Annotated in this window: 21 protein-coding genes and 3 pseudogenes; 5 read left to right on the top strand and 19 right to left on the bottom strand. The window is 31.9% G+C overall.

Annotation, left to right across the window (positions count from 1 at the left end; genetic code table 11):
• Nucleotides 1-35: 35 nt before the first annotated feature.
• Nucleotides 36-1,094, top strand: a complete 1,059-nt coding sequence (locus HGI79_RS02105; protein ID WP_185649067.1) for an ADP-ribosylglycohydrolase family protein — start codon at nt 36-38, stop codon at nt 1,092-1,094.
• Between the two features lie 63 nt (nt 1,095-1,157).
• Here the strand turns inward: HGI79_RS02105 and HGI79_RS02100 are convergent, their stop codons facing one another.
• The 10 genes and pseudogenes from HGI79_RS02100 to HGI79_RS02060 all read right to left on the bottom strand — a co-directional run bounded on the left by HGI79_RS02100 (nt 1,158) and on the right by HGI79_RS02060 (nt 9,186).
• Complete coding sequence (locus HGI79_RS02100; protein ID WP_185649066.1) at nt 1,158-1,295, bottom strand: hypothetical protein; 138 nt, start codon at nt 1,293-1,295, stop codon at nt 1,158-1,160.
• Nucleotides 1,296-1,512: 217 nt separating this feature from the next.
• Nucleotides 1,513-1,776: a hypothetical protein gene (locus HGI79_RS02095; protein WP_185649065.1), complete on the bottom strand. Its 264-nt coding sequence runs from the start codon at nt 1,774-1,776 to the stop codon at nt 1,513-1,515.
• A gap of 36 nt (nt 1,777-1,812) precedes the next feature.
• Nucleotides 1,813-2,106, bottom strand: a pseudogene (locus HGI79_RS02090) (DNA polymerase IV); the annotation flags it as partial.
• 180 nt (nt 2,107-2,286) lie between these two features.
• Nucleotides 2,287-2,484, bottom strand: a complete 198-nt coding sequence (locus tag HGI79_RS02085; RefSeq protein ID WP_185649063.1) for a hypothetical protein — start codon at nt 2,482-2,484, stop codon at nt 2,287-2,289.
• Between the two features lie 55 nt (nt 2,485-2,539).
• Nucleotides 2,540-3,685 carry an acyltransferase family protein gene (locus HGI79_RS02080; RefSeq protein WP_185649062.1) on the bottom strand — a complete coding sequence of 382 codons (1,146 nt, stop codon included), beginning with the start codon at nt 3,683-3,685 and terminating at the stop codon, nt 2,540-2,542.
• A gap of 323 nt (nt 3,686-4,008) precedes the next feature.
• Nucleotides 4,009-5,277: a GTPase HflX gene (hflX, locus tag HGI79_RS02075; protein ID WP_185649061.1), complete on the bottom strand. Its 1,269-nt coding sequence runs from the start codon at nt 5,275-5,277 to the stop codon at nt 4,009-4,011.
• Nucleotides 5,278-5,366: 89 nt separating this feature from the next.
• Entirely contained in the window at nt 5,367-6,845 is a 1,479-nt protein-coding gene (locus tag HGI79_RS02070) for an Lsa family ABC-F type ribosomal protection protein (protein ID WP_185649060.1), read from the bottom strand.
• Nucleotides 6,846-7,442: 597 nt separating this feature from the next.
• Nucleotides 7,443-7,562 carry an SDR family NAD(P)-dependent oxidoreductase gene (locus HGI79_RS22635; protein ID WP_241428119.1) on the bottom strand — a complete coding sequence of 40 codons (120 nt, stop codon included), beginning with the start codon at nt 7,560-7,562 and terminating at the stop codon, nt 7,443-7,445.
• 148 nt (nt 7,563-7,710) lie between these two features.
• Entirely contained in the window at nt 7,711-8,358 is a 648-nt protein-coding gene (locus tag HGI79_RS02065) for a lactate utilization protein (RefSeq protein ID WP_185649059.1), read from the bottom strand.
• 234 nt (nt 8,359-8,592) lie between these two features.
• Nucleotides 8,593-9,186, bottom strand: a complete 594-nt coding sequence (locus HGI79_RS02060; protein ID WP_185649058.1) for a TetR/AcrR family transcriptional regulator — start codon at nt 9,184-9,186, stop codon at nt 8,593-8,595.
• A 106-nt stretch (nt 9,187-9,292) separates the two neighbouring features.
• Here HGI79_RS02060 and HGI79_RS02055 point away from each other — a divergent pair, with 106 nt between their 5' ends.
• The gene (locus HGI79_RS02055; RefSeq protein WP_185649159.1) at nt 9,293-10,072 is read left to right on the top strand and encodes an MBL fold metallo-hydrolase; all 780 of its coding nucleotides are present in this window, start codon (nt 9,293-9,295) and stop codon (nt 10,070-10,072) included.
• Nucleotides 10,073-10,323: 251 nt separating this feature from the next.
• Nucleotides 10,324-11,490, top strand: coding sequence for an iron-containing alcohol dehydrogenase (locus HGI79_RS02050; RefSeq protein ID WP_185649057.1), 1,167 nt, complete (start codon nt 10,324-10,326; stop codon nt 11,488-11,490).
• Nucleotides 11,491-11,559: 69 nt separating this feature from the next.
• Here the strand turns inward: HGI79_RS02050 and HGI79_RS02045 are convergent, their stop codons facing one another.
• From HGI79_RS02045 to HGI79_RS02015, 7 genes and pseudogenes are all read right to left on the bottom strand, one after another.
• Nucleotides 11,560-11,925 carry a helix-turn-helix domain-containing protein gene (locus HGI79_RS02045; RefSeq protein ID WP_185649056.1) on the bottom strand — a complete coding sequence of 122 codons (366 nt, stop codon included), beginning with the start codon at nt 11,923-11,925 and terminating at the stop codon, nt 11,560-11,562.
• A gap of 105 nt (nt 11,926-12,030) precedes the next feature.
• Entirely contained in the window at nt 12,031-12,198 is a 168-nt protein-coding gene (locus tag HGI79_RS02040; protein WP_185649055.1) for a hypothetical protein, read from the bottom strand.
• Nucleotides 12,199-12,359: 161 nt separating this feature from the next.
• Nucleotides 12,360-12,566, bottom strand: coding sequence for a DUF5808 domain-containing protein (locus tag HGI79_RS02035; protein WP_185649054.1), 207 nt, complete (start codon nt 12,564-12,566; stop codon nt 12,360-12,362).
• On the bottom strand, nt 12,563-12,763 hold the full coding sequence (locus HGI79_RS02030; protein WP_185649168.1) for a hypothetical protein: 201 nt from the start codon (nt 12,761-12,763) through the stop codon (nt 12,563-12,565). Before HGI79_RS02030 ends, HGI79_RS02035 begins: the two co-directional genes overlap by 4 nt.
• Nucleotides 12,764-13,515: 752 nt before the next feature.
• The gene (locus HGI79_RS02025) at nt 13,516-14,391 is read right to left on the bottom strand and encodes an SDR family NAD(P)-dependent oxidoreductase (protein WP_185649053.1); all 876 of its coding nucleotides are present in this window, start codon (nt 14,389-14,391) and stop codon (nt 13,516-13,518) included.
• Between the two features lie 58 nt (nt 14,392-14,449).
• Nucleotides 14,450-15,554: pseudogene (locus HGI79_RS02020) on the bottom strand (DHA2 family efflux MFS transporter permease subunit); the annotation flags it as partial.
• Nucleotides 15,555-15,568: 14 nt separating this feature from the next.
• Nucleotides 15,569-16,039, bottom strand: a pseudogene (locus tag HGI79_RS02015) (HlyD family secretion protein); the annotation flags it as partial.
• 263 nt (nt 16,040-16,302) lie between these two features.
• Here HGI79_RS02015 and HGI79_RS02010 point away from each other — a divergent pair.
• Entirely contained in the window at nt 16,303-16,953 is a 651-nt protein-coding gene (locus HGI79_RS02010) for a TetR/AcrR family transcriptional regulator (RefSeq protein ID WP_185649052.1), read from the top strand.
• Nucleotides 16,954-17,479: 526 nt separating this feature from the next.
• Here HGI79_RS02010 and HGI79_RS02005 read toward each other — a convergent pair.
• Complete coding sequence (locus HGI79_RS02005; RefSeq protein WP_185649051.1) at nt 17,480-18,370, bottom strand: alpha/beta hydrolase; 891 nt, start codon at nt 18,368-18,370, stop codon at nt 17,480-17,482.
• Between the two features lie 75 nt (nt 18,371-18,445).
• On the bottom strand, nt 18,446-19,315 hold the full coding sequence (locus tag HGI79_RS02000; RefSeq protein ID WP_185649050.1) for an AraC family transcriptional regulator: 870 nt from the start codon (nt 19,313-19,315) through the stop codon (nt 18,446-18,448).
• Between the two features lie 486 nt (nt 19,316-19,801).
• On the opposite strand from HGI79_RS02000, the gene HGI79_RS01995 reads away from it, so the two are divergent.
• Complete coding sequence (locus HGI79_RS01995) at nt 19,802-21,217, top strand: sorbosone dehydrogenase family protein (RefSeq protein WP_185649049.1); 1,416 nt, start codon at nt 19,802-19,804, stop codon at nt 21,215-21,217.
• Nucleotides 21,218-21,541: the final 324 nt, after the last annotated feature.

The following is a 21,541-nucleotide window of genomic DNA, read 5'->3' as shown; positions in this document are numbered from 1 at the left end:
AAAAGTGGTATAATATATTCAAAAAGGGGATTGTTATGAAAAAAACAAGAGAAAAATTCATTGGTTGTTTATTAGGTGGTTCTATTGGAGATGCTCTTGGATATCCAGTAGAATTTTTGAAGATAAATGAAATATGTGATAAGTACGGTACAAATGGCATAGGAGATTTGAAAGTAAATAGGTTTTCTGGTAATGCTCTTATTTCTGATGATACTCAAATGACATTATTTACTGTTGAAGGCATACTAAATTTTGAAAATAAAAGAAAAAATGGAGAAGACATCAGCATTTCTGAATGTATATTTTATTCTTATGAAAGATGGCTGCATACTCAAGGATATCCTATTTCAAAAGAATATAAGTATCTTCTTAAGGATGTAAGTTCTCCACTTTTTCAATATGAAGAATTATTTTCACAAAAAGCTCCCGGTAATAGTTGTATTACTGCTTTAGTACGAGCAAAAAACAATAAATTTGGTACTATTGAAAATCGTATCAATAAGAGTAAAGGCTGTGGCGGAGTGATGAGGGCGGCTCCTGCTGGCTTATATTTCATGAATAAAAATAAGGATGCATTCAATCTTGGATGTGAGTTGGCTGCAATTACTCATGGCCACCCTACAGGGTATCTATCTGCAGGCGCTTTTGCAAGCATAATTTCAGATTTATGTGCTTCCTTATCAATTGAAGATGCAGTAAAAAATGCTATTAAAATATTAGAAGATATGGAAAGTAGCGAAGAAACTATAAATGCATTAAAAAAGGCAGTTTTCTTAGCTAAGGATGGTAATCCAGGTCCAGAAAAGCTTTCACAGCTGGGAGAGGGATGGATTAGTGAAGAAGCACTATCAATAGCTATATACTGCACTCTTTCTTATCCAGAAGACTTTGAAAAAGCATTGAGGCTTTCAGTAAACCATAGTGGAGATAGTGATAGTACTGGCTCTATTTGTGGAAATATATTGGGAGTAAAATTAGGATTAGAATCTATTCCCAAACAATGGATTGATAAGTTAGAACTATCTGAATTAACAAAGGAAATGGCAGAAAAACTCTATAATAATGTAGAGAGTAAAACTCATAAAAAAGAGTGAATTTTACGTGAATTATATAGTGACAAGCTCCCGAAATACTTGCCACTATATAATTTTTTCAAGTTAAGATCTTGGCTTTACATTATCGTTTTTCCTACTTGTTGCTCTCTTCTCTGAGATATGATCTACCTCACCGTTATCTTCTCTCTTCATTCCTGCTGCAGACAATTGCTGGTTTGTAAGTTTTTGTTTTCCTTCCATTTTTAATACCTCATTATTCTAGTTTTTTATAACTTACAAAATCAGTGTCCCCTTTTATGCCAAACATTAATCGATAAAATTCCTTAAAATAAATAAACTTTTATACAAAAAACCACCCATTGTAAAAGTACTAGCTTTATCTTACATGTCGAAAAATTTCAATGTTCAACGAGTGATGGGATATAATGGTCTTTATCATCTAAACTAGCAATAACTGCTAAATTTTATATAATATCCATTTACAAGTTTGTAATTCATACTTAGTTTCAAACTGCTTTTGAATATTATCAATTAAGCTTTGACATCTGAACACAAGCATAGGATTACCTGCTAACTTTTCAATTTCTTTAACTATAACTTTATCTACCCTTATTACTTTTATTGTCTCATCTTCAGTTTGAAGTCTAAATCTTAATGGCCTTATATCACCTTTATCATCAGTATAAGAAACCACTTCAATTGGTTTAGCTATAATTTTCATTATAATAATCCCCATCTTCCTCTATATCGTAGAACTCATTATTTGATGCATGGCTGAACTACATTGCATATATAGCCAATATCTTGGTGGTACTATTGTTACCCCTGGACATTTTACTCTAGCATTATATAAGGTTTCACCTGTTTGAATACTGTACTTTTTAGCAGGAATTGATTTTGCTAAGACAATACCATGTCTACTAGCTTCATTTCCACCTACTACAGAAGGAATTTCTCTTAAATCTATTGAATTTCCTTGCTGAAGTCTGTATGCTGCCTCCCAACTAAGATAAGCAGAGTTAACATCTATATGAAATATCAGTCTATCCATTCAACATCATCCTTTTTAGTAATATCAATTCTCTTATATTAAGAACATATGTTCTTACGCTATATTATATACCATCTTTTCACATTTTATAAGAGGTTATTTAAAATATTTTTAAAATAAAAAAGTCTACCCCTTTAGATAACTCTGTGGGGTAGAGTTTTACTTTAAACCTTATGTTAGTTAATATTCATATTTTTCCTGCGGCTCCCCAAGATTATAAAGCTTCTCATATAAATGAACTGATTTAGGAAACTTACCCACACGCTTCTTAAGATAGCTATTAAATTCTTCGAATGATTTTGCTTTAATAATTCCACATAAGTCATATCCTGAATCATAGGCTTTTTTCTTAATCTTTGCCGAGATTTCTTCCTTCATACTTTCATGTCCTCCATATAATTATTAATTTCTTAGGATAATCACAATACATTTTTTACATAACCCTTTTCAATAATGGTATTCTTCTGATAACAAAATGTGTAAAAATAAAACAAACAGGTATACACACAATGCAAAGTATTGCAAATTTTATAATTGGTAATAATGTTACATTCTTTATTAATTGAGAAGCTGCAATAATTATTGGAGCATGAAACACATATACAGCAAAGGAATTGTCCGATAATACCTTTATCACTTTGCCCTGGTAGTTGTATTTTTCTCTAAAAAGAGTAATAAGACCTATAGCCATAGCCACTGCCACAAAAGACTCCCATAATGCATAGGCTGCAGCCTGCCATGAAAGCCCGCCATTAAAGTTTTGATTTCCCTTAACTGCACCTCCTAATATCATGATTGCTACCCAAGCTACAAATCCAAGCAAAAGCCCGGAAAGTAACCATCTGTTTTCAAACTTATAATCAATCTTTGAAAAGAGATTGTTTCTATAGGCAAGAATACCTACAATAAATAAAATCACATATTGAGAAAAAAAGCATAATTGCATATTCAAGATGCTCGTACCAATGGGTTGTACCAGTCTGATAAGAAACGCACATATAGCAATAAGTAAAATAAGCAAAATCACATTTTTAAAGCTGGGGATTAATTCCTTCTTTGAAGCATTCGGCATGGACTTAGTTGCATAGCGTACAAGTCCGTATGCTACAGAGAATATTAATAGAGCAAAAGCAAACCACAAGGGGCCGGAACCCTCCAAAAATTGAATTTTTGCTATATAATTCACGTAATAAGAAATAAATGCTGGCTTGGGCCTGATCCAATTTAGATCAAGCTGCACATATAAAATAAACGGGTTTATTATGAGCATGTATATCAAAGTCGGTATGCCAAGTCGTACAAAGCGATCTTTTATGAATTTACCGAAGCCCTTTCTATCGTAGGCCCCTGGAATAAAAAATCCAGATACCAGAAACAGAAATCCCATAAAATATCCTTGTGTAAAAGATTGATAAAAACCGAATACAATAACTGATATTAGCCCAATAGGCCTTCCTTCTTTAAAATACCAGCTTCCAAAACCGCTATAGGTCACAGCAAGAAGCATTATGACTACGAAAATAATCATGAGCAGCCTCAGGTTGTCAATATATAGAAGCCTTTCTTTCTTTTTCCTCATCAATACATCCCCCTTTATCATGTCTACTCAGCAATAAATGCATTTTCGAACTATACGCAAATAATTATACCATATTTTACAAATCAATACATTATAAGATTTAAGACCTTGAGATAATAACTTTCTATTTAACACCGTATTAGAATTTTTATGGAATTCACCTTCTCATTATTAGCCTAATTGGTATATGAATAATGGAAAGTTGTAATCGTTCTTCCTAATCCAGGATTCCCACTTGAATAGTATGGTGTTCTAGTAAAGTGTGAAAATAGAACAATTGATAAAAACTACGAATAAATGCTAGTGTCACTTTACCTAGATAACTATATTTTAATCAGGCTTTCAAATTGTTTATATCTTCTATAATCTGATTCCTTACATTCCATGAATATCAGCACTCCATTACTGTTATATTCAGTTGATTTGATATTGGCATTGTCCTTGAAATATGACAATATGTTTCCTTTTTCATAGGGGATTAGCAGCTGGCAGCAAACATGCTGTGGAAAAGCCCTTTTGCAAATTTCACTTACTAGCTCATCTATTCCAGCTTTATTTTTAGCAGAAATATATATGCAGTTTTTCTCATCTTTTGTGATTTCACCCGCTGCTAAATCTGTCTTATTATAAGCATAAATAATAGGGATATTATCTGCACCTAACTCTTTTAATGTCTCTTTTGTAACTTCAATATGCTGTTTATAATTAGAGTTTGAATAGTCAACTACATGAACTAACATATCAGCTTCAGTAATCTCCTCTAAAGTTGATCGGAATGCATTTACAAGCTGGTTAGGCAGCTTATTGATAAACCCTACTGTATCACTTAACAGGAATGATCTATTATTGGGCAGTTTAATGTTTCTTACATAAGTTTCTAATGTAGCAAATAACATATCCTTTTCAAACACCTTCTTATCAATTGAAGAGCCGTACAAATCAATCATGGAATTCATAATGCTTGACTTACCTGCGTTTGTATATCCTACCAAAGCAACTGCAGGCATTCCTGATTTTTTACGCTGTTTTCTTTGGTTCTGACGTTGAACTACCAGTGTTTCCAGTTCTGCGTGCAGTCCACTGATTCTATCCTTAATCCTTATGTGATCAAGTTCAAGTTTTGTTTCTCCTGAACCTCTGTTTATAAACCCGACACCGCCTGCCTGACGACCCAATGATTCTCCAAGGCCAGTTAACCTCGGCAGAATATATTGTAATTTTGCTATTTCTACCTGCAGCTGTGCTTCTTTGCTTTTAGACCTCTTAGCCAAAATATCTAAAATCAGAAGTGTTCTATCTATTACTTTGCATTTTAAAGCTGTATCCAAATTACGAATTTGTGAAGGAGACAACGCATCATTAAAAATAACCATGTCTACTTCTTTCTCATGGATTAATGTAATTAATTCTTGAATTTTTCCCTTACCTATATAATGTGACGGATACACTCGCTCTAATTTTTGAATAATTTCACCAACTACCTCAATATCACATGCATCAGCTAGACTAGACAGCTCCTTCATCATATTTAAAAATTCCTTATCATTCTTGAGATTACAGCCTACAATTATTGCTCTTTGTTTTTGTTCCATACAACTTCCTCCGTTCATTGCCATTGCACTTTACACAAATAAAAAGGGTAGTCCTGTCACTACCCCTTTAACATACTCTGATTGATAAACTAAAGCTCAAAAATCTTTGTTGCAATATTTTTGCAAAATTCACTGTCATGCTCCACAAATAATAAGGTTGGTGAATATTCAAGCAGTAGCTCTTCTATCTGCATACGAGAGATAATATCAATAAAATTAAGTGGTTCATCCCAGATATGCAAATGAACTTTTTCGCAAAGACTCTTTGCAATCAGCACTTTTTTCTTTTGGCCGCCGCTGAAAGATGACATATCTTTTTCAAATTGATCTCTGGAAAAATCAAGCTTTCTTAAAATAGCTTTAAAAAGACTTTCATCAATATTGTTATTTGAAGCGTAGTCAGTTAAGTTGCCCTTAAGATGCGATGTGTCCTGGGAGACATAGGATATTTTAAGCTGACTTCCTTTGTTGAAATTACCTGTGTAGTTTATATCCTCACCACAAATAAGCTTGATAAGACTGGACTTTCCTGAACCATTTTTACCTTTAAGTGCAATTCGGTCACCTTGCTCAATACTAAAGCTAACATCTTTACAAACCATGGTGTTGTCATAAAAAATTGAAACATTCTCAAGTTCCACAAGTTTGTTTTTATGATAAACAAGTTGGGAAATCTTCAAGCTGTCGGAGTTTTCAATATTTTTGAGCAGCTTAGACTTTTCTTCAATAGCAGCTTGCTGTCTGCTTTCAATTGACTTAGAACGTTTCATCATTTTAGCAGCTTTATGTCCAACATAACCTTTATCCAGCTTAGAGCCAGAGTTTGTTGTTCCTTTCTTGGATTTTTCTACTTCATGGGACCAATTACCTGTTCGTTTAGCAGACTCCGATAAGCGATTAATATCTTTTCTAAGCTTCTCGTTTTCTGCAAGTTCAAAGTTATCCTGTCTTTGTTTATTTTCCCACCAGCTAGAAAAATTACCTTTTTGTATTTCTATATTTGTCTTATTTATTGAAAGAACATGGTCAATACAATTATCTAAAAAATACCTATCATGTGAAATCAGAATAAATCCTTTCTTTTTTCTAAGGTAATTACTTAGTCTTTTTCTAGCTTCAGCATCCAAATGATTTGTAGGTTCATCAATAAGTAAGAAGGAGTTCTCCTTCAAAAACATAGCAGCAAGCAATGCCTTGGTCTGTTCTCCTTTTGATAGTGTATAAAACTGTCTGTATAAAACACCATCGTCTATATCTAAAAGCGATAATTCTTTCATTATTTCCCAATCCATTGAATTTGGACTGATTTCCCTTATGATATCTATAGTGAAATTTTCTTGTTCCTGCACCTCATAAGGAAAATATTCAAAGGTTACATTCGCTGAAATATTTCCAGTATATTCATATTTACTAAGTAAAAGATTCAGAAAAGTAGTTTTTCCTCGTCCATTTCTTCCGGTAAAGCCTAATTTCCAATCGGTATCAATTTGAAAGCTTACATTTTCAAAAATATTATCATAACTGCCTTCATAAGCGAAAGTCAGGTTTGTTACATTTATTAAAGACATATTTTTATCCTCCTTTGTAATTAAAAGTACAAATAACAAAGTCGGAACCATAGGCGACTGATATTACTCCATATAAATGTCGCCTGAAGTATCCGGCTCTATATGGAGATTATCATGCGTTAGCGAAGTATCTTTATTATCCATTATATAATCCCTCCTACTTATTCTCATGATTTATAAAAAAATAAGAGCCGCAAGAAATTATTATTCTTACAGCTCATAAATATATCAAATCCAACCCTCTATTAGGGGCACGAAGAGTATATATTTTCTGAGTGAAAAAACAATTAACTTTCTTGCATAAGCACAACAAAAAAAGTGACATTATACGAACCCACAATTTTATTATGCTTTGTAAAACTAGCAAGAAAAATTAATCATCTTTTCAACTCCAATCATCGTATTTGTTTAAACTGTATCATACTTACTTTAAAAATGCAACAAATAAATCAATTTTTCTGATTTAAAAGTTTCTTGGAACATCAAATACAATACTACCTTATTGCAACAAACTCTATCTTTTACATAAGATGTTTCACTTCATTTATTTTTATTCTTATTATTTTTTATAGTAATTAAGTACAAATAGTTTTTTCATTAAGAAATAAAACCACCATCCATAACTAATGTTGAACCAGTGACAAAAGAAGCTTCATTTGATAAAAGCCATACAATGCCACTTGTTGCTCCTGTCACTAATGCTACTTTATTCTTCATAAAAAACCTCCTTAATTTATAAACCAATTATTAAATTGAATGTTCATTCTAATAGCTTGATAATAAATTTCTTCTTACAAATTGCATATCTATAATAATGCCTGATTTTCAATTTAATCTTTGTAGATCTCCTATATTTTATACTAACTTAAAATCCACTGCTCTCGCCTACAACTACTACAGTAATATCAGACATACCTGGCTTTTTTCTTATTACAGAATATGATCTGCAAATTCTAGTGTCAACTTGGCAATTAACACACACACCTGTTTTGGTGCATGGATTTGTAGTGCTAAGTCTCTTATTATTCATAGGTGCTGCTACAGTTTTTAATCTTTCAAAGGCTGCAGCTTCATCTTTACAAATCTTATCAACACTCACTACTATTATCACTTTTTTTGGACCAAAGTTCATAGCGGCTATCCTATTTCCCCAAGCATCTACATTTACAAGCATACCATCCAAAGTAATAGCGTTGCTACTACATAAGTATAAATCACTTAGCATTTCTTCTTTTGCTATAGCAGCTCTTTCCTCAATAGTTAGTCCTGATATAGAATGGTCTAAAACTTTACCACCAGCAGCCCTAACTTTATCTTGCATCCCCATATTATATATGGTCATTGACCCTGGAAAACCTACTGTAGACTCCGGTGTAACGTGCTTCATAATAAAATTAGCAGCTTCCTCAGTAGTTGATACATACATTGCATCAAAATCGTTTTTTATTAAAGCTTCCACTACTTTTTTCCCAATTGTTTCATTGTGCCAATTTTTAATTTCCTTTGTTTCCATGTTTATTCCTCCTAATACTTTACATTGAAAAGTAATTTATTATATTACTTCTGTTAAGGATTGATCTTCTATTGTTTGTGTTCTTATTAAATGTACCTACGTCTATAATTAAATTTTTAAACTGAACATTCATTCTAATGCGATCAATTTAAATTTCTTGATCCACTTATAAAGGAAATCAAGAAATTTATAATTTAATTCTTGCTAAATCTCCAATGTATATGCTTGTGAAACTTATAAGTTTTTCTCTTTTTTGATTGCAGCATTCCAGCATGCATATATCGCTGTTTGAATAATATCCCCTGTAAGATCCGTATTACCCTGAAAATATGACTTTAATAAGTAAACCATAGACCCATAATGCATTTGAACCATTAATTTAGGGTCTAATTCAATAAATAGCTTTTGTTCTATGGCTTCTGAATAAAGCATTGCAACTTTTCCGCACCAAACTCCATCATATATTTCCTTTTTTACCTCATCAGTAATATATGGTGAAAATGAATATTGCTCTATAAACTGAAAACCCTTAGGATAATTTATACCAAACTGAATAAAATTTTCCCAAATTCGTTGAAATCGTTCTTTAATTGTTTCATTGGAATAAAAACCTTTTAGTATTTGCTCAGAATGAAATTTAACAATTCCTTTATAAAGCTCATTTATAATAGCTTCTTTGCTATCAAAATAGTGATAAATACTTCCAGTTGATATTCCTGATTCTTTAGAAATCAGAGACATAGAGGTAGCTTGCAATTCTTTTTCACTTATTAGTCGAAGTGTAGTCTCTAGCACAGCTGCCTGAACTTTATTATAATTCTCAAACATGATACTCCTCCGTATTAGAACTTTTGCAAAAATCATTAAATCGAATGTTCATTCTAATTGTACTTTAATTTTTATCAGTTGTCAATGTTCTATTTAGTTCTCTTAAATAGGTAAGCAAAGAAGCCAATACAAAGATGTAATTAATGCAATAAAGAATAAAGGGCTAAGTATAACTACACCTGTACCTGGTACTACTGTAGATTTAGATCCTGCTGTAAAATTAGAAATACTTGCCCCTAATAGTAGTTCTTATGATAATTTAAATAATTATTCTATAGTATTTAAACTTACTTATGGCAGTAAATCTTTCTTATTTACAGGAGATGCAGAAAATATTTCTGAAAAAGAAATGCTAAGTAAAGGATATTCTTTAAAAGCTGATGTTTTAAAAGTAGGACATCATGGAAGCACTTCATCTACTACAAGTGAATTCTTATCCGCAGTAGCTCCTCAATATGCAGTTATAAGTGTTGGAAAAGGTAATGACTACGGACATCCAGCACAAACAACTTTAGACAAGCTTAAAAATGCAGGAGTAACAGTTTATAGAACAGATGAATGTGGCGTTATAATAGCTACAACTGATGGAAATACAGTAACATTTAATACAAATCCAGGTAGTTTTAATGGAGCTGGTTCAAGCAATAGTTCAAAAACAGATACAACACCTACACAGACAACTCCGAACACATCAATACAGCATGGCCTAATAAAAGGAAACATAAACTCTAAAGGTGAAAAGATTTATCATGTTCCAGGTGGTGGGGTATATTATGATAAAACAGATGCAGAAGAATGGTTTTACACAGAAGCAGAAGCACAAGCTGTATGGATAACCTCATATCTAAAACGATATGTGAACGTAGAATGTAGTAGGGTGAAATAAATTATGAAGCGAGAAATCGAAAAATACGATTTTAAGGCTTTCAATCAAGCCATAAAAGCCGCTAATAAATATTTTATCCAAATAACTATATTTCCTACCTTTTCGAAACTGCCCTACCGAAAAGTGCCTACTTTTTTTCTCAAGTTAATAGATTTATACTAATACTCGTGCCAGGGCACAAAGAAAAAACAAAAACCAAATAACAAATTTGATAATAATTAAAAGCAATTAATTAAAGGGAGGAAATATAAATGCAAAGATTTACTATACCAAGAGATGTTTATTTTGGAGAGAATGCTCTAGAGCATTTAAAATCTATAAAAGGAACTAAGGCAATGCTAGTTATTGGTTCCCAAAGATTAATAAAGGATGGAACAGTTCCAAAGATACAAGAATTATTGAAAGAAGCTAATATTCAAACTTCAATATTTTCAGGAATTGAAAATGACCCTTCAGTTGCAACGGTTATGAAAGGGGTTGAAGCTATGAAAGAACTCAATCCTGATTTAATAATTGGTATAGGTGGTGGCTCACCAATAGATGCTGCTAAAGCAATGTGGATATTTTATGAACATCCAGAATTTACTTTTGAGGAAGCTGCTAAGCCATTTAACTTACCAGAATTAAGACAAAAAGCTAGATTTATAGCTATACCAACTACAAGTGGTACTGGTTCAGAAGTTACTGCATTCTCAATAATAACTGATGATGAAACAGGTATTAAATATCCAGTAGCTGACTATAACATAACTCCAGATGTTGCTATAGTTGATACTAATTTAGTACAAAGTATGACTCCAACATTAGTTGCTAATACAGGAATGGATGCTTTAACTCACGCCTTTGAAGCTTATGTTTCAACAGTTAGAAATCCAATAACTGATGCTATAGCTATGAAATCAATAGAAATGACTGTTGATAATTTACTTAATTCCTTTAAAGGAGAAGAACAAGCTAGAAAAGAAATGCATATAGCTCAATGTTTAGCTGGAATGGCCTTCTCAAATGCAATACTAGGAATAGTTCATTCAATGGCTCATAAAACCGGAAAGATATTCAACATTCCTCATGGACGTGCAAATGCAATATATTTACCATATGCTATACAGTTTAATGCTAAAGCAGCTGGAACTATTTATGCTGATATAGCTAAAAGATTAGGGCTAAAAGGAGAAACAACAGATGAATTAGTTCAATCATTAATTCAACTAGTTAAAGATTTTAGAATTGCTATGAATATGCCTTCTACTTTAAAAGAATTTGGAGTATCAGAAGAAGACTTTAAGTCTAACTTAGATAAAATTTCTGAGGGTGCAGTAGCTGATGCTTGTACAGGCACTAACCCAAGAGAAATATCTGTAGAACAAATGAAGAGACTATTTGAAGCTACTTATTATGGAACAGAAGTAAACTTCTAAGTTCATACAAAAGTTATAGCTAGCTAATAACTAGCTATAACTTTAATTATTTATAAAAGAAAATAGATTTTAAGACGTATGATTTGAGGATTTATAATTATCTACAAAATATTTTCCCCATTTGTCCATTGCTTCTAAAATAGGAATTAAATCTTCCGCCATTTTAGTAAGTGAATATTCAACCATAGGAGGTACTTCATGATAAACAGTTCTATTAACTAACCCATTTTGTTCTAAATCTTTTAGCTGTTGACTTAACATTTTTTGAGTTATTCCTGGAATTAATCTTTTAAATTCATTATATCTTATAACTTTATATATACTAAGATTCCAAATAATAAGAGCTTTCCATTTACCACTTAGGATTTCCAAAGTAACTTCAATTTCACATCTATAATTACTACAACTAACTTTGTTTAGTCTATCTTTTGGCATAACGTCACTTCCTTATATAAGATGATTTAGTTGTCTAGTTTATGTAACTTCATGTTTTTTACTTCTAATAAATCTTGATTTTTATTATATCTCTCTATCCCATATCTATTTCTTTTTAATCTCAAACTTTGTTTCAACTACAAATTCATTATTGCTATAAGCTTTCATAAATGCTTCAAGAATATCGTTCATTTTAACATTGTTATTGTTACAAGAAATTTTAAAATCTTTTTGTATAGATTCTTCTATAGTTGTTGTAAAAGTCTTTCTCATTTTCTACCTCTTTAAACATATTTAATATTTATAATAAACATATAATACATTTATTATTTATGTTTGTAAAGAAGTAAAACTAGAGCATTTTTACTCTAGTTAATGAACAATATTCTACCATTCCGTCTTAAATATCACTTTTTATGTTTCAAATATATTACCTATTTCAAGAATTGAATCATAGCACATAATGTTAACATTACAACAGCAGGTATAAGTATAAATAGAAATATACGTCTACCATACGTACTTGCAAAATTAATAGTGACTCCTGTACCTTTTCTCTTATCAACAAATTCAGAAGGGTTATCTGGATTATAATAAAAAAGTCCTAGTTTCCAATGCTTAGGGGCAGTATCTTTATTCACAACCTACAATATACCTCCATATTGATATACCACATATCCAAGGAATGTAATGTATGATAGATATGTTTCCATAAAGGCATTTCGCAATAACTTTTATTCCAGTATTCATCAGGTACACAGTCCATAACATTATTGATGCTCCAAAGAGCAGGTTTTGTTTGATCTTTAATTATTTCAGTATAATTTACTTCACTCATTAGCCTATACTCCTTCCTAAGGAATTATTTATGAGATATGTGCCTCAATAACTTACAAGTATAAATTAAATACTTTACAAAATAAATATGTAATATTATACCATGTGCTAATACTATAACGCTATCTCTTCTTTATAAATAACATTCAATTTTTTATTACAGTATAGCCTGCTGAAGGTTGGATTTTTAAAATTGCTACCTATACCCATTCACCTATGTATATAAAATTAGTAATTACAACCTATTTCAATAAGGCTTGTAATTGAATTTTATATTATGTATACCTTTTACTTTTATAAATGTTTCTCTCGCTGCTTCCCTATCTACTGTACCTATTATCTATTTCACTTTACCCTAGTGAAATCATTGCTTAAATTCAATTTTACATAAACTCCAGTAAACTATTTACATCTTAAACTTAACCAAATAAAACCATACCATCCCCATAAAATCACATATAAAAAATTATTCAAATATAGTAATGATTTTACTTTAGAGATACAAATCTAAAAATCACATCCATTCTTACAACAGTTTTTGAAATAATAAAAAAGGTATGCCTTTAATGAATTTAGCATACCTTTTTACATTAACTATTTATTTAGTTATTACTGAACAATAAAAGAAGATTACGAATTAACTTTACCTCAGATCGGTACATACCATCAGCCAGCAATTATAAAATCTATGACAGTTTTAGAATTATCCTTAACAGGTGAACTATATATTGAAATACAATACCTATTCTCTCTTCATTCTATAAAACCTCTTCGCTGTAACAATTCCTTAGTATCATTCCATAATCTATTTTGCATAATCATATCAGCACCAGGATATATAGGAGTAATAGGCTTACCAGTTCCAACATTGAAATATCCCCCAGTTACACCATGGTATTGATGCCCAACAGCTAAACGAATAATTATATCAGCTCCTTTACGTGGATCTCCAATATGAAAAAATTTCAATATACGTTCAAGTACTGAAGCAAATCGGAGCTCACGTCCAAGACCAGTAACATTAAAACCTGGATTAAGTGCATTAACAGTAATTCTAGTTTCAGAAAGCTGACGTGCCAATTCTGCAGTAAACATAATATTCAATAGTTTAGTTTTTCCATAAAGTAAAGATGAACCTCTAGTGTTAAAATTAGATGTATTCGTTAAATCATCTGGCAGCTTAAGTTCACCATGATTACGTGATGCTTCAGATGCCACGTTTACAATTCGAGCATTTTCTGATTTCACTAAAGCTTGTAGTAAAGTATGTGTCAATAACCATGGAGCCAAATAGTTCACTGCTATCATTTCTGAAAAACCCTCTGAGGTTATACGCTGCTGAAATGCATGTAATCCTGCATTATTTACAAGTACATCAATCTTAGAATATGCCGCTTTAATTTCCTCTCCAATTCTCCTCACATCCTCCATCAAGGATAGATCTCCCCAAAAAAAGTCTACTTTAGTTTTTGGTGCAATACTCTCTAACATTTTCCTAGTTGTTTCTGCTCGGGTCTTGCTTCTCGCTGGCAGAACAAGATGAGCACCTTGTTTTGCTAACTCAATTGCCACTAATTGACCAAGTCCGCTAGTGGCACCAGTAATTACAACAGTTGGACACGAATTCATATTTTACCTCCTTATAGCAAACAAACACTTTATTCCTATAATTTACATTTTAAATTACTAAATTAATTTTTTTCACCTTCATCATCAAAATTATATATGATTTGCTTGAATTCATATTTACAGCATTTGCAAGTTGATAGGAGCCAATACCCAATATTATAAGTCCAGGCATTATAAGTGGTTTTGCACCAAACTTATCAAATATCCTACCACTTATAGGCATCAAAATTCCCATTACCAATGCAGAAGGCAGCATAATTAGTCCTGTTTCCATAGCAGTATAACCTCTAACACTTTGCAAAAATATTGGTAAAATGTAAGCTCCCCCCATAACCGCCAAGGTTAAAATACTATTTATAATTAAACTTATACTAAAGTCAAAGTACTTAAAAATTCTCAATTCTAATAAAGGATTTGGATGTGTAAGCTCATTTACTACAAATAATGCAAAACTTAAAATACCTAAAGTTATTAAAATTGGATTTTCTACCTTTCCCCAATCAATTGAAGAACCTTCACCAAGCACATATAAAAGACTTACAATTCCAATTGTAGAAGATATAAATCCTATTATGTCAAAGGACTTAAATGGCTTTTTCTCATTATCTTTTAATAAAATTACAGCTAGAAGCACACCTATTATCCCTATAGGAACATTAATGTTAAAAATAAGTCTCCAATCCATATTTTCAATGATAAATCCACCTAAAGTTGGTCCTATAGTAGGAGCTGCCATAGCAGCTATTCCCCAGAAGCCAATAGCTACTCCTATATTTTTTTTAGGAAATACTTGATATATTATTGTCATTCCTACTGGCATTATCATACCACCACCAAGGGCTTGAAGTATACGAAAAGTAATCATTGTTGCACCGCTCCATGATAATCCGCATAATAATGATCCTATAGAAAACATTCCCAAAGCAAAAATATATACTTTCTTAGTTCCTAAAATATCCTGTTAGTGGTATAATAGCTCCAAGTGTTAGTGTATAAGCTGTTATCACCCACTTTGCATCATCCATTGGCATTCCAAAAACAGACATAATCTTAGGAATGGCAATGTTAACTATACTACTATCCAATATAGACATAAAAGTACCAATTATAACTACAACTAAGACTAACCAAGCATTTGAAGACTCATTATTATTCTCTTCCATTACACCTCACCCCATTACTTAACATGAATTTTAATAACAGCATTAGTTCCTGGAAGTATTTTATTATTAAACTTATCTAGCTGAATTTTTACTGGTATCCTTTGTACTACTTTTGTAAAAGTACCACTAGTTGATGCTGAAAAAATAGATAAAGCTGAGTTTGCTGCCTCTCCTACTGATTTAACCTTTCCAGTAAATTTTTCTGCTCCAAATTGATCAATATTTATTTCTACAAGCTGTCCTATTTTCACTCTACCAATTTTTGTTTCTTCTACATCTGCAGATATATAAAGTTTATTGGGGTCCACTAAAGTGAACATGTTTTGACCAGTTGACCAAATTTCCCCTACAGTCCCCTGTTTCTTAACGATGATGCCATCAATTGGAGCCCTAACCAAGGATTGATCTACACTGGTATCTGGTAGGTTATTCATTTCCTGACGAGCTAATATTTGATTCTTAGTAACTGTCTCCACCTCCTCTAATAAGGATACTGTGGGTTAGCGTACTTATGACGATAACTCCATAAAAATAAATTACACAGTGTAATTTATTTTAGTATAAGTTACACAGTGTAACTTGTCAATAACTTTTCTAATTAAACTCAGAATATCATGCTGTCACTCTTTATCTGACCATCAGATTTCATGGTTCTAATCTTGTTTGAAAATAGTATTAAAGCATGTAACTTGGCAGTTGACAATTCTTCTGGTATTATATAATTGTCAATTAGCTTGGAGGTGCCAAAATGGAATTTCAACGTGCTCGTAATGAAAAACAAAAAAGTATTCGGCGTGATCAAATCATAGAAGCTACCCTGAAACTCTATGAAACAGAGCCGTTAGAGAAAATCACCCTTGCCTCAATTGCCAGTGAGTTAAATTTTTCGAGAGCAAACTTGTATAAATACGTTACTACCAAGGAAGAAATTTTCCTGTGGATTCTGAATTCTGATTTAAATAAGTGGGTGGACCAAATCTATGAACGACTTGAAGAATATGATCAATTAGATCTTAAAACCTTTTGCCGCTTGTTTGCAGAACAGCTATATCAAAACCAACGAATCATTCGATTACTGCCTATTCTAAATGCAGTAATTGATAAGAACGTGAAAGCAACAGCATTAGAAACATTTAAACAAGATTTACATAATGTTTTCAACCGTTTGAAGTTAATTAGTTCAAAGTTCCTTCCGGATTTATCAGACGAACAGATTAGTCTGTTTATACGATATCAAATTCATTATGCTTTAACTTTGTATCCTAAGACTGTGCTTGATGAAAATCAGCATAAGGAATCAGTAGCAGCTTGGTTACTCTATAAGAAACCTGATTTTATAACTGACTTTTCCGAGTATCTTGAGATCGTTATTCTGGGCATTCGAGCAAAGAAAGTATAATATTTAATAATAAGTGAGGAGACTTGTTATAAAACTTAGCGAAGTTGCTAATATGAGTAAGATAATACGTTGTTGTTACCGAGCTATAACCTTTTAGCTCCATATACATTTTCATTTTGTTTCTTAATTCTGACATGTTAACACTCTTTTTTATTTTGGGTTTGGTTTGTCCTTATATTCTTGACAATATAAGGAATAAAAAGAAGTGTTCATGATAAAAAGTGGTAGTTAACTTAAATAACTACCACTTTAAATTTATAAGTATATTAGATTTTACACTCGAAGTTATGATATGATTAATTAGATTATTACTTTCATTCATAAAAAACATCATTTCTATTTAAAATTTACCATGCAAATCCATGTAAATAACCTCTTTAATGTTCGTGTTTTTTGTTTTGAATGTATCATTTTATTATAGAACCACACATTCGTTTTAAGAAATTCCTACATATATATATCTTAATTTTGAAAATGTGCTTGATATAGACTTACTGTTTAGACTAGAATAATAAGGCAATACTATTTAAAAATTATTCATCCTATTATCAATAAATTCACATATTTCTTCAAGAGCTTCTTTGCTTTCAGGAATTGTACCTACATTTATATGGAATACATGCCATAGCTCCTCCCATATCTTAATGTGTACATCAATTCCGCTATCCTTTGCCTTATCGGCTAGATTGATTGAATCACTGAGAAAAACATCGTGTTCACTGGCATGTATAAGTATTGGAGGTAAACAACGTAAATCTCCGTAAAGTGGAGAAATAAAAGGATCTTTCACATCATTATCGCATAAAAAATTATTTGCAATACTGAAAGGATCTTCGTACTGGAAAGGATCAGCTTCCTTTGCTGTTATCAACGATTCTCCACTACCAGTATAATCTACTACAGGAGAAATGAATATAAGTGCAGCCGGCATTTGCATCTGGAGTTCCTTAAGCTTAAAAAGTGTTGCTAGAATCAGTCCGCATCCTGAGGAATCACCCATAAGAACTATGTTTGCTGGTTTAAAGTTTTCTCTTAAAAGCCATTTGTATACTGATAGAGCATCTTCATGGGCCGCAGGATATGGATTTTCAGGTGCTAACCTGTAATCTACTAATAATGTTTTATAACCACTTTCCTTGGCAATGTTAGCAACAAATTTTCTATTAGCATCCCAAATTCCCAAACAGTATCCTCCCCCATGAAAATAGACAATAATTTTATCATCTGCCGCTCCTAGAGGAATGAATAATTCACAATTCACACCATAAGCATTTATAATATAAGCGGCTGTATCTTCTGGAAATTTAGCTTCACTGGTCATATCTTTAAGTGATTTTCTAATTTCATTCAGAGGATTATCCCAAATGTCAACACTCCTTAAGAATTTTTTAACCATTTTAGCTTCATTACTTAGCATATCAATGTCTCTCCTTTAAACTAATATTTATATCTATATTAGTTTATAAATTCTTAGGTTTCATGATTTTTCTTGCTATGTTAGTGAGTCGCTTACTGGAATTAATATTCTAAGTATTTCTTTCTCATAATATTGTCTATCATAAATTATAATCATTCCAACGCCTATGGGATTCAATTTGATTTCTTTTAAAGCTATCCACCTAAATAGATCATTCTCAAATGTTTTTCTTATCTTAGAAATCTTACCTTCATAAAGAAAACTTGCGTAGCAGCTTTTAGGAATCAATCTTTCAGTCATGCCAGTAACTTCTTTATCTTCAAGAGTTTCTTTTCCAAAATAAAAAGTATATGTACTGCTCCCTTTACCATGACAATTAACTAAATTGTACAATGTATCCTGCCTTAAATGTTTATACTTATTCGTTTTAACTAAAAACCTTCTTCCTGTTTTCCGAAGCTTACTTTCAAATTCATGATCATAAACATCTACTATTTTTGATACTCCTTGAAGTTTTAGTGCATCTAGATGTACATATGTTGCTTTTAAAGTAATTTTGCCATTATAATTTACTAAACTTCGAGGGATAACAACTGCTTTATCTACCTTTTTTATTTGCGTTTTTTCTTCTCTAAATACTTTAGGTGAAATACCAAACTGTTTTTTAAATGCTCTGCTAAAAACCTCTGGATACTGAAATCCAAAATCTAAAGCTATGTCTATAATGGCATCTGTTGAGTTAAGTAATGTTTCTGCTGCTAATGTTAGTTTTCTTCCCAATACATATTGTTTAAAGCTTGTACCTACTATAATGTTAAATAATCTATCAAAGTAATACTGAGACAAATTAAATTCCCTCGAGACTATCTCCAAAGACATTTCTTTAAACAAATTTTCTTCTATATAATTTATAGATTCTTTAATAAGTTTAATATAATAATTCATAGTGATATCCTTTCTTATAAACTTTTTCTTATTGTATACTATGATTAGATCATCAAGGTATACTGATGAATATAATTTACAGTAATAAATAAAGGCTGTCTATACTTAATATTAATATTTAGTCACAATATGGTAATAAAAACTCAGCATTTGCCATATGGGAATATATATTAAATGAATTAGATTAAAGAATATAGAAAAGCTTAAGATATTTAAAAAATAGAGTTCTTTTGATCAAACTTTATTTTAAAAATAAAATAAGATTATTATTGAAACTTAAAGTTTTGATTAAACTTTGTTTTAAATGATATTTTATAAATCTACGTTTTTATCACATTTATAGGATCTATTTTGATATAACTTTATTTGAAACCAACAATAGCCTCTCCTACTCTCATCAGATTCCCCGGCCCCAATTTGGTACTAATAGAACAGTTTTAATCATACTCTTATAAAAGAAAACAATAAGAAGGAGTGTAAAGTTAGTTGATAAAAGTTAAAGTTAGTTTACGGCCCATTGTTAGTAAGATAAATTTACCCACTGTTTTGAAAACAACTATACTTCCGGGTGACTCAATGGAAAGATTATTTATTGCAACCCAGGTAGGAGAGATCTATTACATTGGAAACGGAGTTATAGGAACTTTTTTAGATATTCGCCCGCGAATCATAAAACTAGGTGCTTCTGGTGGTGGATATGATGAACGGGGATTGCTAGGGCTAGCGTTTCATCCCGAATTTTATTATAACGGTCTGTTTTATCTTCATTATTCAGTAGCTGGAACACAAGGTCCAGGTGCTCTTTCTGAATTTTTTAAGCCTAACCCGTGTGACCCCAGAACCTTAAACCTAAAGTGGATAAATAGAGAAATTCAATATGATCATATTGATACAGTTGAAGAATGGATTTTACAATCGAATGGTCAACCTCAAAAACGGCGGACATTACTTAATTTAAGAAGACCATTTTTTAATCATAATGGTGTCAATAGCTTAAACTTTTCACCTGAAACAGGAAAACTTGTTTTAACAACCGGAGATGGTGGATCAGGCTATGATCCATTTAATTTAAGCCAGGATGATATGGAAATCGCCGGTAAAATAATTGAAATTGATGTAGTTAAGAATACATTTATCAATAATCCACCCGTAGTCACACGTTTTAATGAACTTCCCGCACCTATTCAGGAAACGCTTACGGTAATTGCCAAAGGGGTTCGCAATATACCTGGCATTTCATTTCAAAGGTTTCATAATCAGTATATTAAATATGTGGGAAATGTTGGACAGGATCTGGTAGAGTCGATTTTTTCATTCGTTCATTATAAACCAATACCAGTTACTCAGCTTATTCAAGCTTCTTTAATGAAATCTGAACCTGACCAAGAAGGATTTATTAACTTTGGCTGGCGAGGGTGGGAAGGTGCTTTTCCTGCTTCGATTATAAGGGGCTGCTCTGCAAATCCGACTTTGGATGAGAAAACAATTGCTTATTATAATGAAGCAGTAAAAACTTCAGTGCGGCGTCTTCAGCCTCTAACTTGTTATTTTCATAAAGATCCCCGACCCGATAAGTTTGGAGGAACTGCACTTACAGGAGTCCAGTCATATATGGGAAATGGAATTCCTGATTTAACGGGAAGCGTTGTGCTTACCGATTTTGCTCGGGATGAAGAATCTCAACCGACCGTTAGAGGGGTTTTAGCTTATACCAGGGTAAGAACAGATTGTAGACTAAATGATTTTAGTGTTATTGAAACCGATTATAATTTTGGGTCTCAATCAGCTTTTTATGTTAGTTTGGGAACGAATCTGAATCAAACCAGACTATATTTAGGGGTTTATGGCTCTATGAATGTGACTGATTTTAACCAAGGTACTGTTTTTGAAATTGTTCCATGATTCATAACTATAAAATTCGACTTAATACCAGATAAATCCCTTTCTTGGATTTATCGAATGGAAATATAAAGTCAGCACCACCCGTCCAACTGGTGGCTTGCTCTGAGGCTATAAGCCTCTGTTACCGGCCAGCGCCTAAAGACGCTGGCTTTCACTTTATTCAAGCCACTACGCCTTTGCCTCTTTTGCCGCCCGTACCCATTATTAGCCTAAGTGGTACATAAACAATAGATAGTTGATTATATACATCAGCATGAAACTTTTTAAATTCACCAATCTTTTAAAAAATCATATTATATATATCAATATTAATTGTTTTTGGAG

The sequence above is a fragment of the Clostridium sp. DJ247 genome, assembly GCF_014231265.1.
Note: the sequence above shows the minus strand (reverse complement) of the source record. Positions and strands in the feature narration are given on the sequence as shown.

Coding starts and splice junctions, on each gene's coding strand:
- HGI79_RS02010 (WP_185649052.1), top strand. CDS start 16,303: ATGGAATTTCAACGTGCTCGTAATGAAAAACAAAAAAGTATTCGGCGT.
- HGI79_RS02025 (WP_185649053.1), bottom strand. CDS start 14,391: ATGAATTCGTGTCCAACTGTTGTAATTACTGGTGCCACTAGCGGACTT.
- HGI79_RS02065 (WP_185649059.1), bottom strand. CDS start 8,358: ATGGAAACAAAGGAAATTAAAAATTGGCACAATGAAACAATTGGGAAA.
- HGI79_RS02070 (WP_185649060.1), bottom strand. CDS start 6,845: ATGTCTTTAATAAATGTAACAAACCTGACTTTCGCTTATGAAGGCAGT.
- HGI79_RS02100 (WP_185649066.1), bottom strand. CDS start 1,295: ATGGAAGGAAAACAAAAACTTACAAACCAGCAATTGTCTGCAGCAGGA.
- HGI79_RS02040 (WP_185649055.1), bottom strand. CDS start 12,198: ATGAGAAAGACTTTTACAACAACTATAGAAGAATCTATACAAAAAGAT.
- HGI79_RS02095 (WP_185649065.1), bottom strand. CDS start 1,776: ATGAAAATTATAGCTAAACCAATTGAAGTGGTTTCTTATACTGATGAT.
- HGI79_RS02045 (WP_185649056.1), bottom strand. CDS start 11,925: ATGCCAAAAGATAGACTAAACAAAGTTAGTTGTAGTAATTATAGATGT.
- HGI79_RS02105 (WP_185649067.1), top strand. CDS start 36: ATGAAAAAAACAAGAGAAAAATTCATTGGTTGTTTATTAGGTGGTTCT.
- HGI79_RS02000 (WP_185649050.1), bottom strand. CDS start 19,315: ATGAATTATTATATTAAACTTATTAAAGAATCTATAAATTATATAGAA.
- hflX (WP_185649061.1), bottom strand. CDS start 5,277: ATGGAACAAAAACAAAGAGCAATAATTGTAGGCTGTAATCTCAAGAAT.
- HGI79_RS02085 (WP_185649063.1), bottom strand. CDS start 2,484: ATGAAGGAAGAAATCTCGGCAAAGATTAAGAAAAAAGCCTATGATTCA.
- HGI79_RS22635 (WP_241428119.1), bottom strand. CDS start 7,562: ATGAAGAATAAAGTAGCATTAGTGACAGGAGCAACAAGTGGCATTGTA.
- HGI79_RS02030 (WP_185649168.1), bottom strand. CDS start 12,763: ATGAGTGAAGTAAATTATACTGAAATAATTAAAGATCAAACAAAACCT.
- HGI79_RS02060 (WP_185649058.1), bottom strand. CDS start 9,186: ATGTTTGAGAATTATAATAAAGTTCAGGCAGCTGTGCTAGAGACTACA.
- HGI79_RS02005 (WP_185649051.1), bottom strand. CDS start 18,370: ATGCTAAGTAATGAAGCTAAAATGGTTAAAAAATTCTTAAGGAGTGTT.
- HGI79_RS02050 (WP_185649057.1), top strand. CDS start 10,324: ATGCAAAGATTTACTATACCAAGAGATGTTTATTTTGGAGAGAATGCT.
- HGI79_RS02080 (WP_185649062.1), bottom strand. CDS start 3,685: ATGAGGAAAAAGAAAGAAAGGCTTCTATATATTGACAACCTGAGGCTG.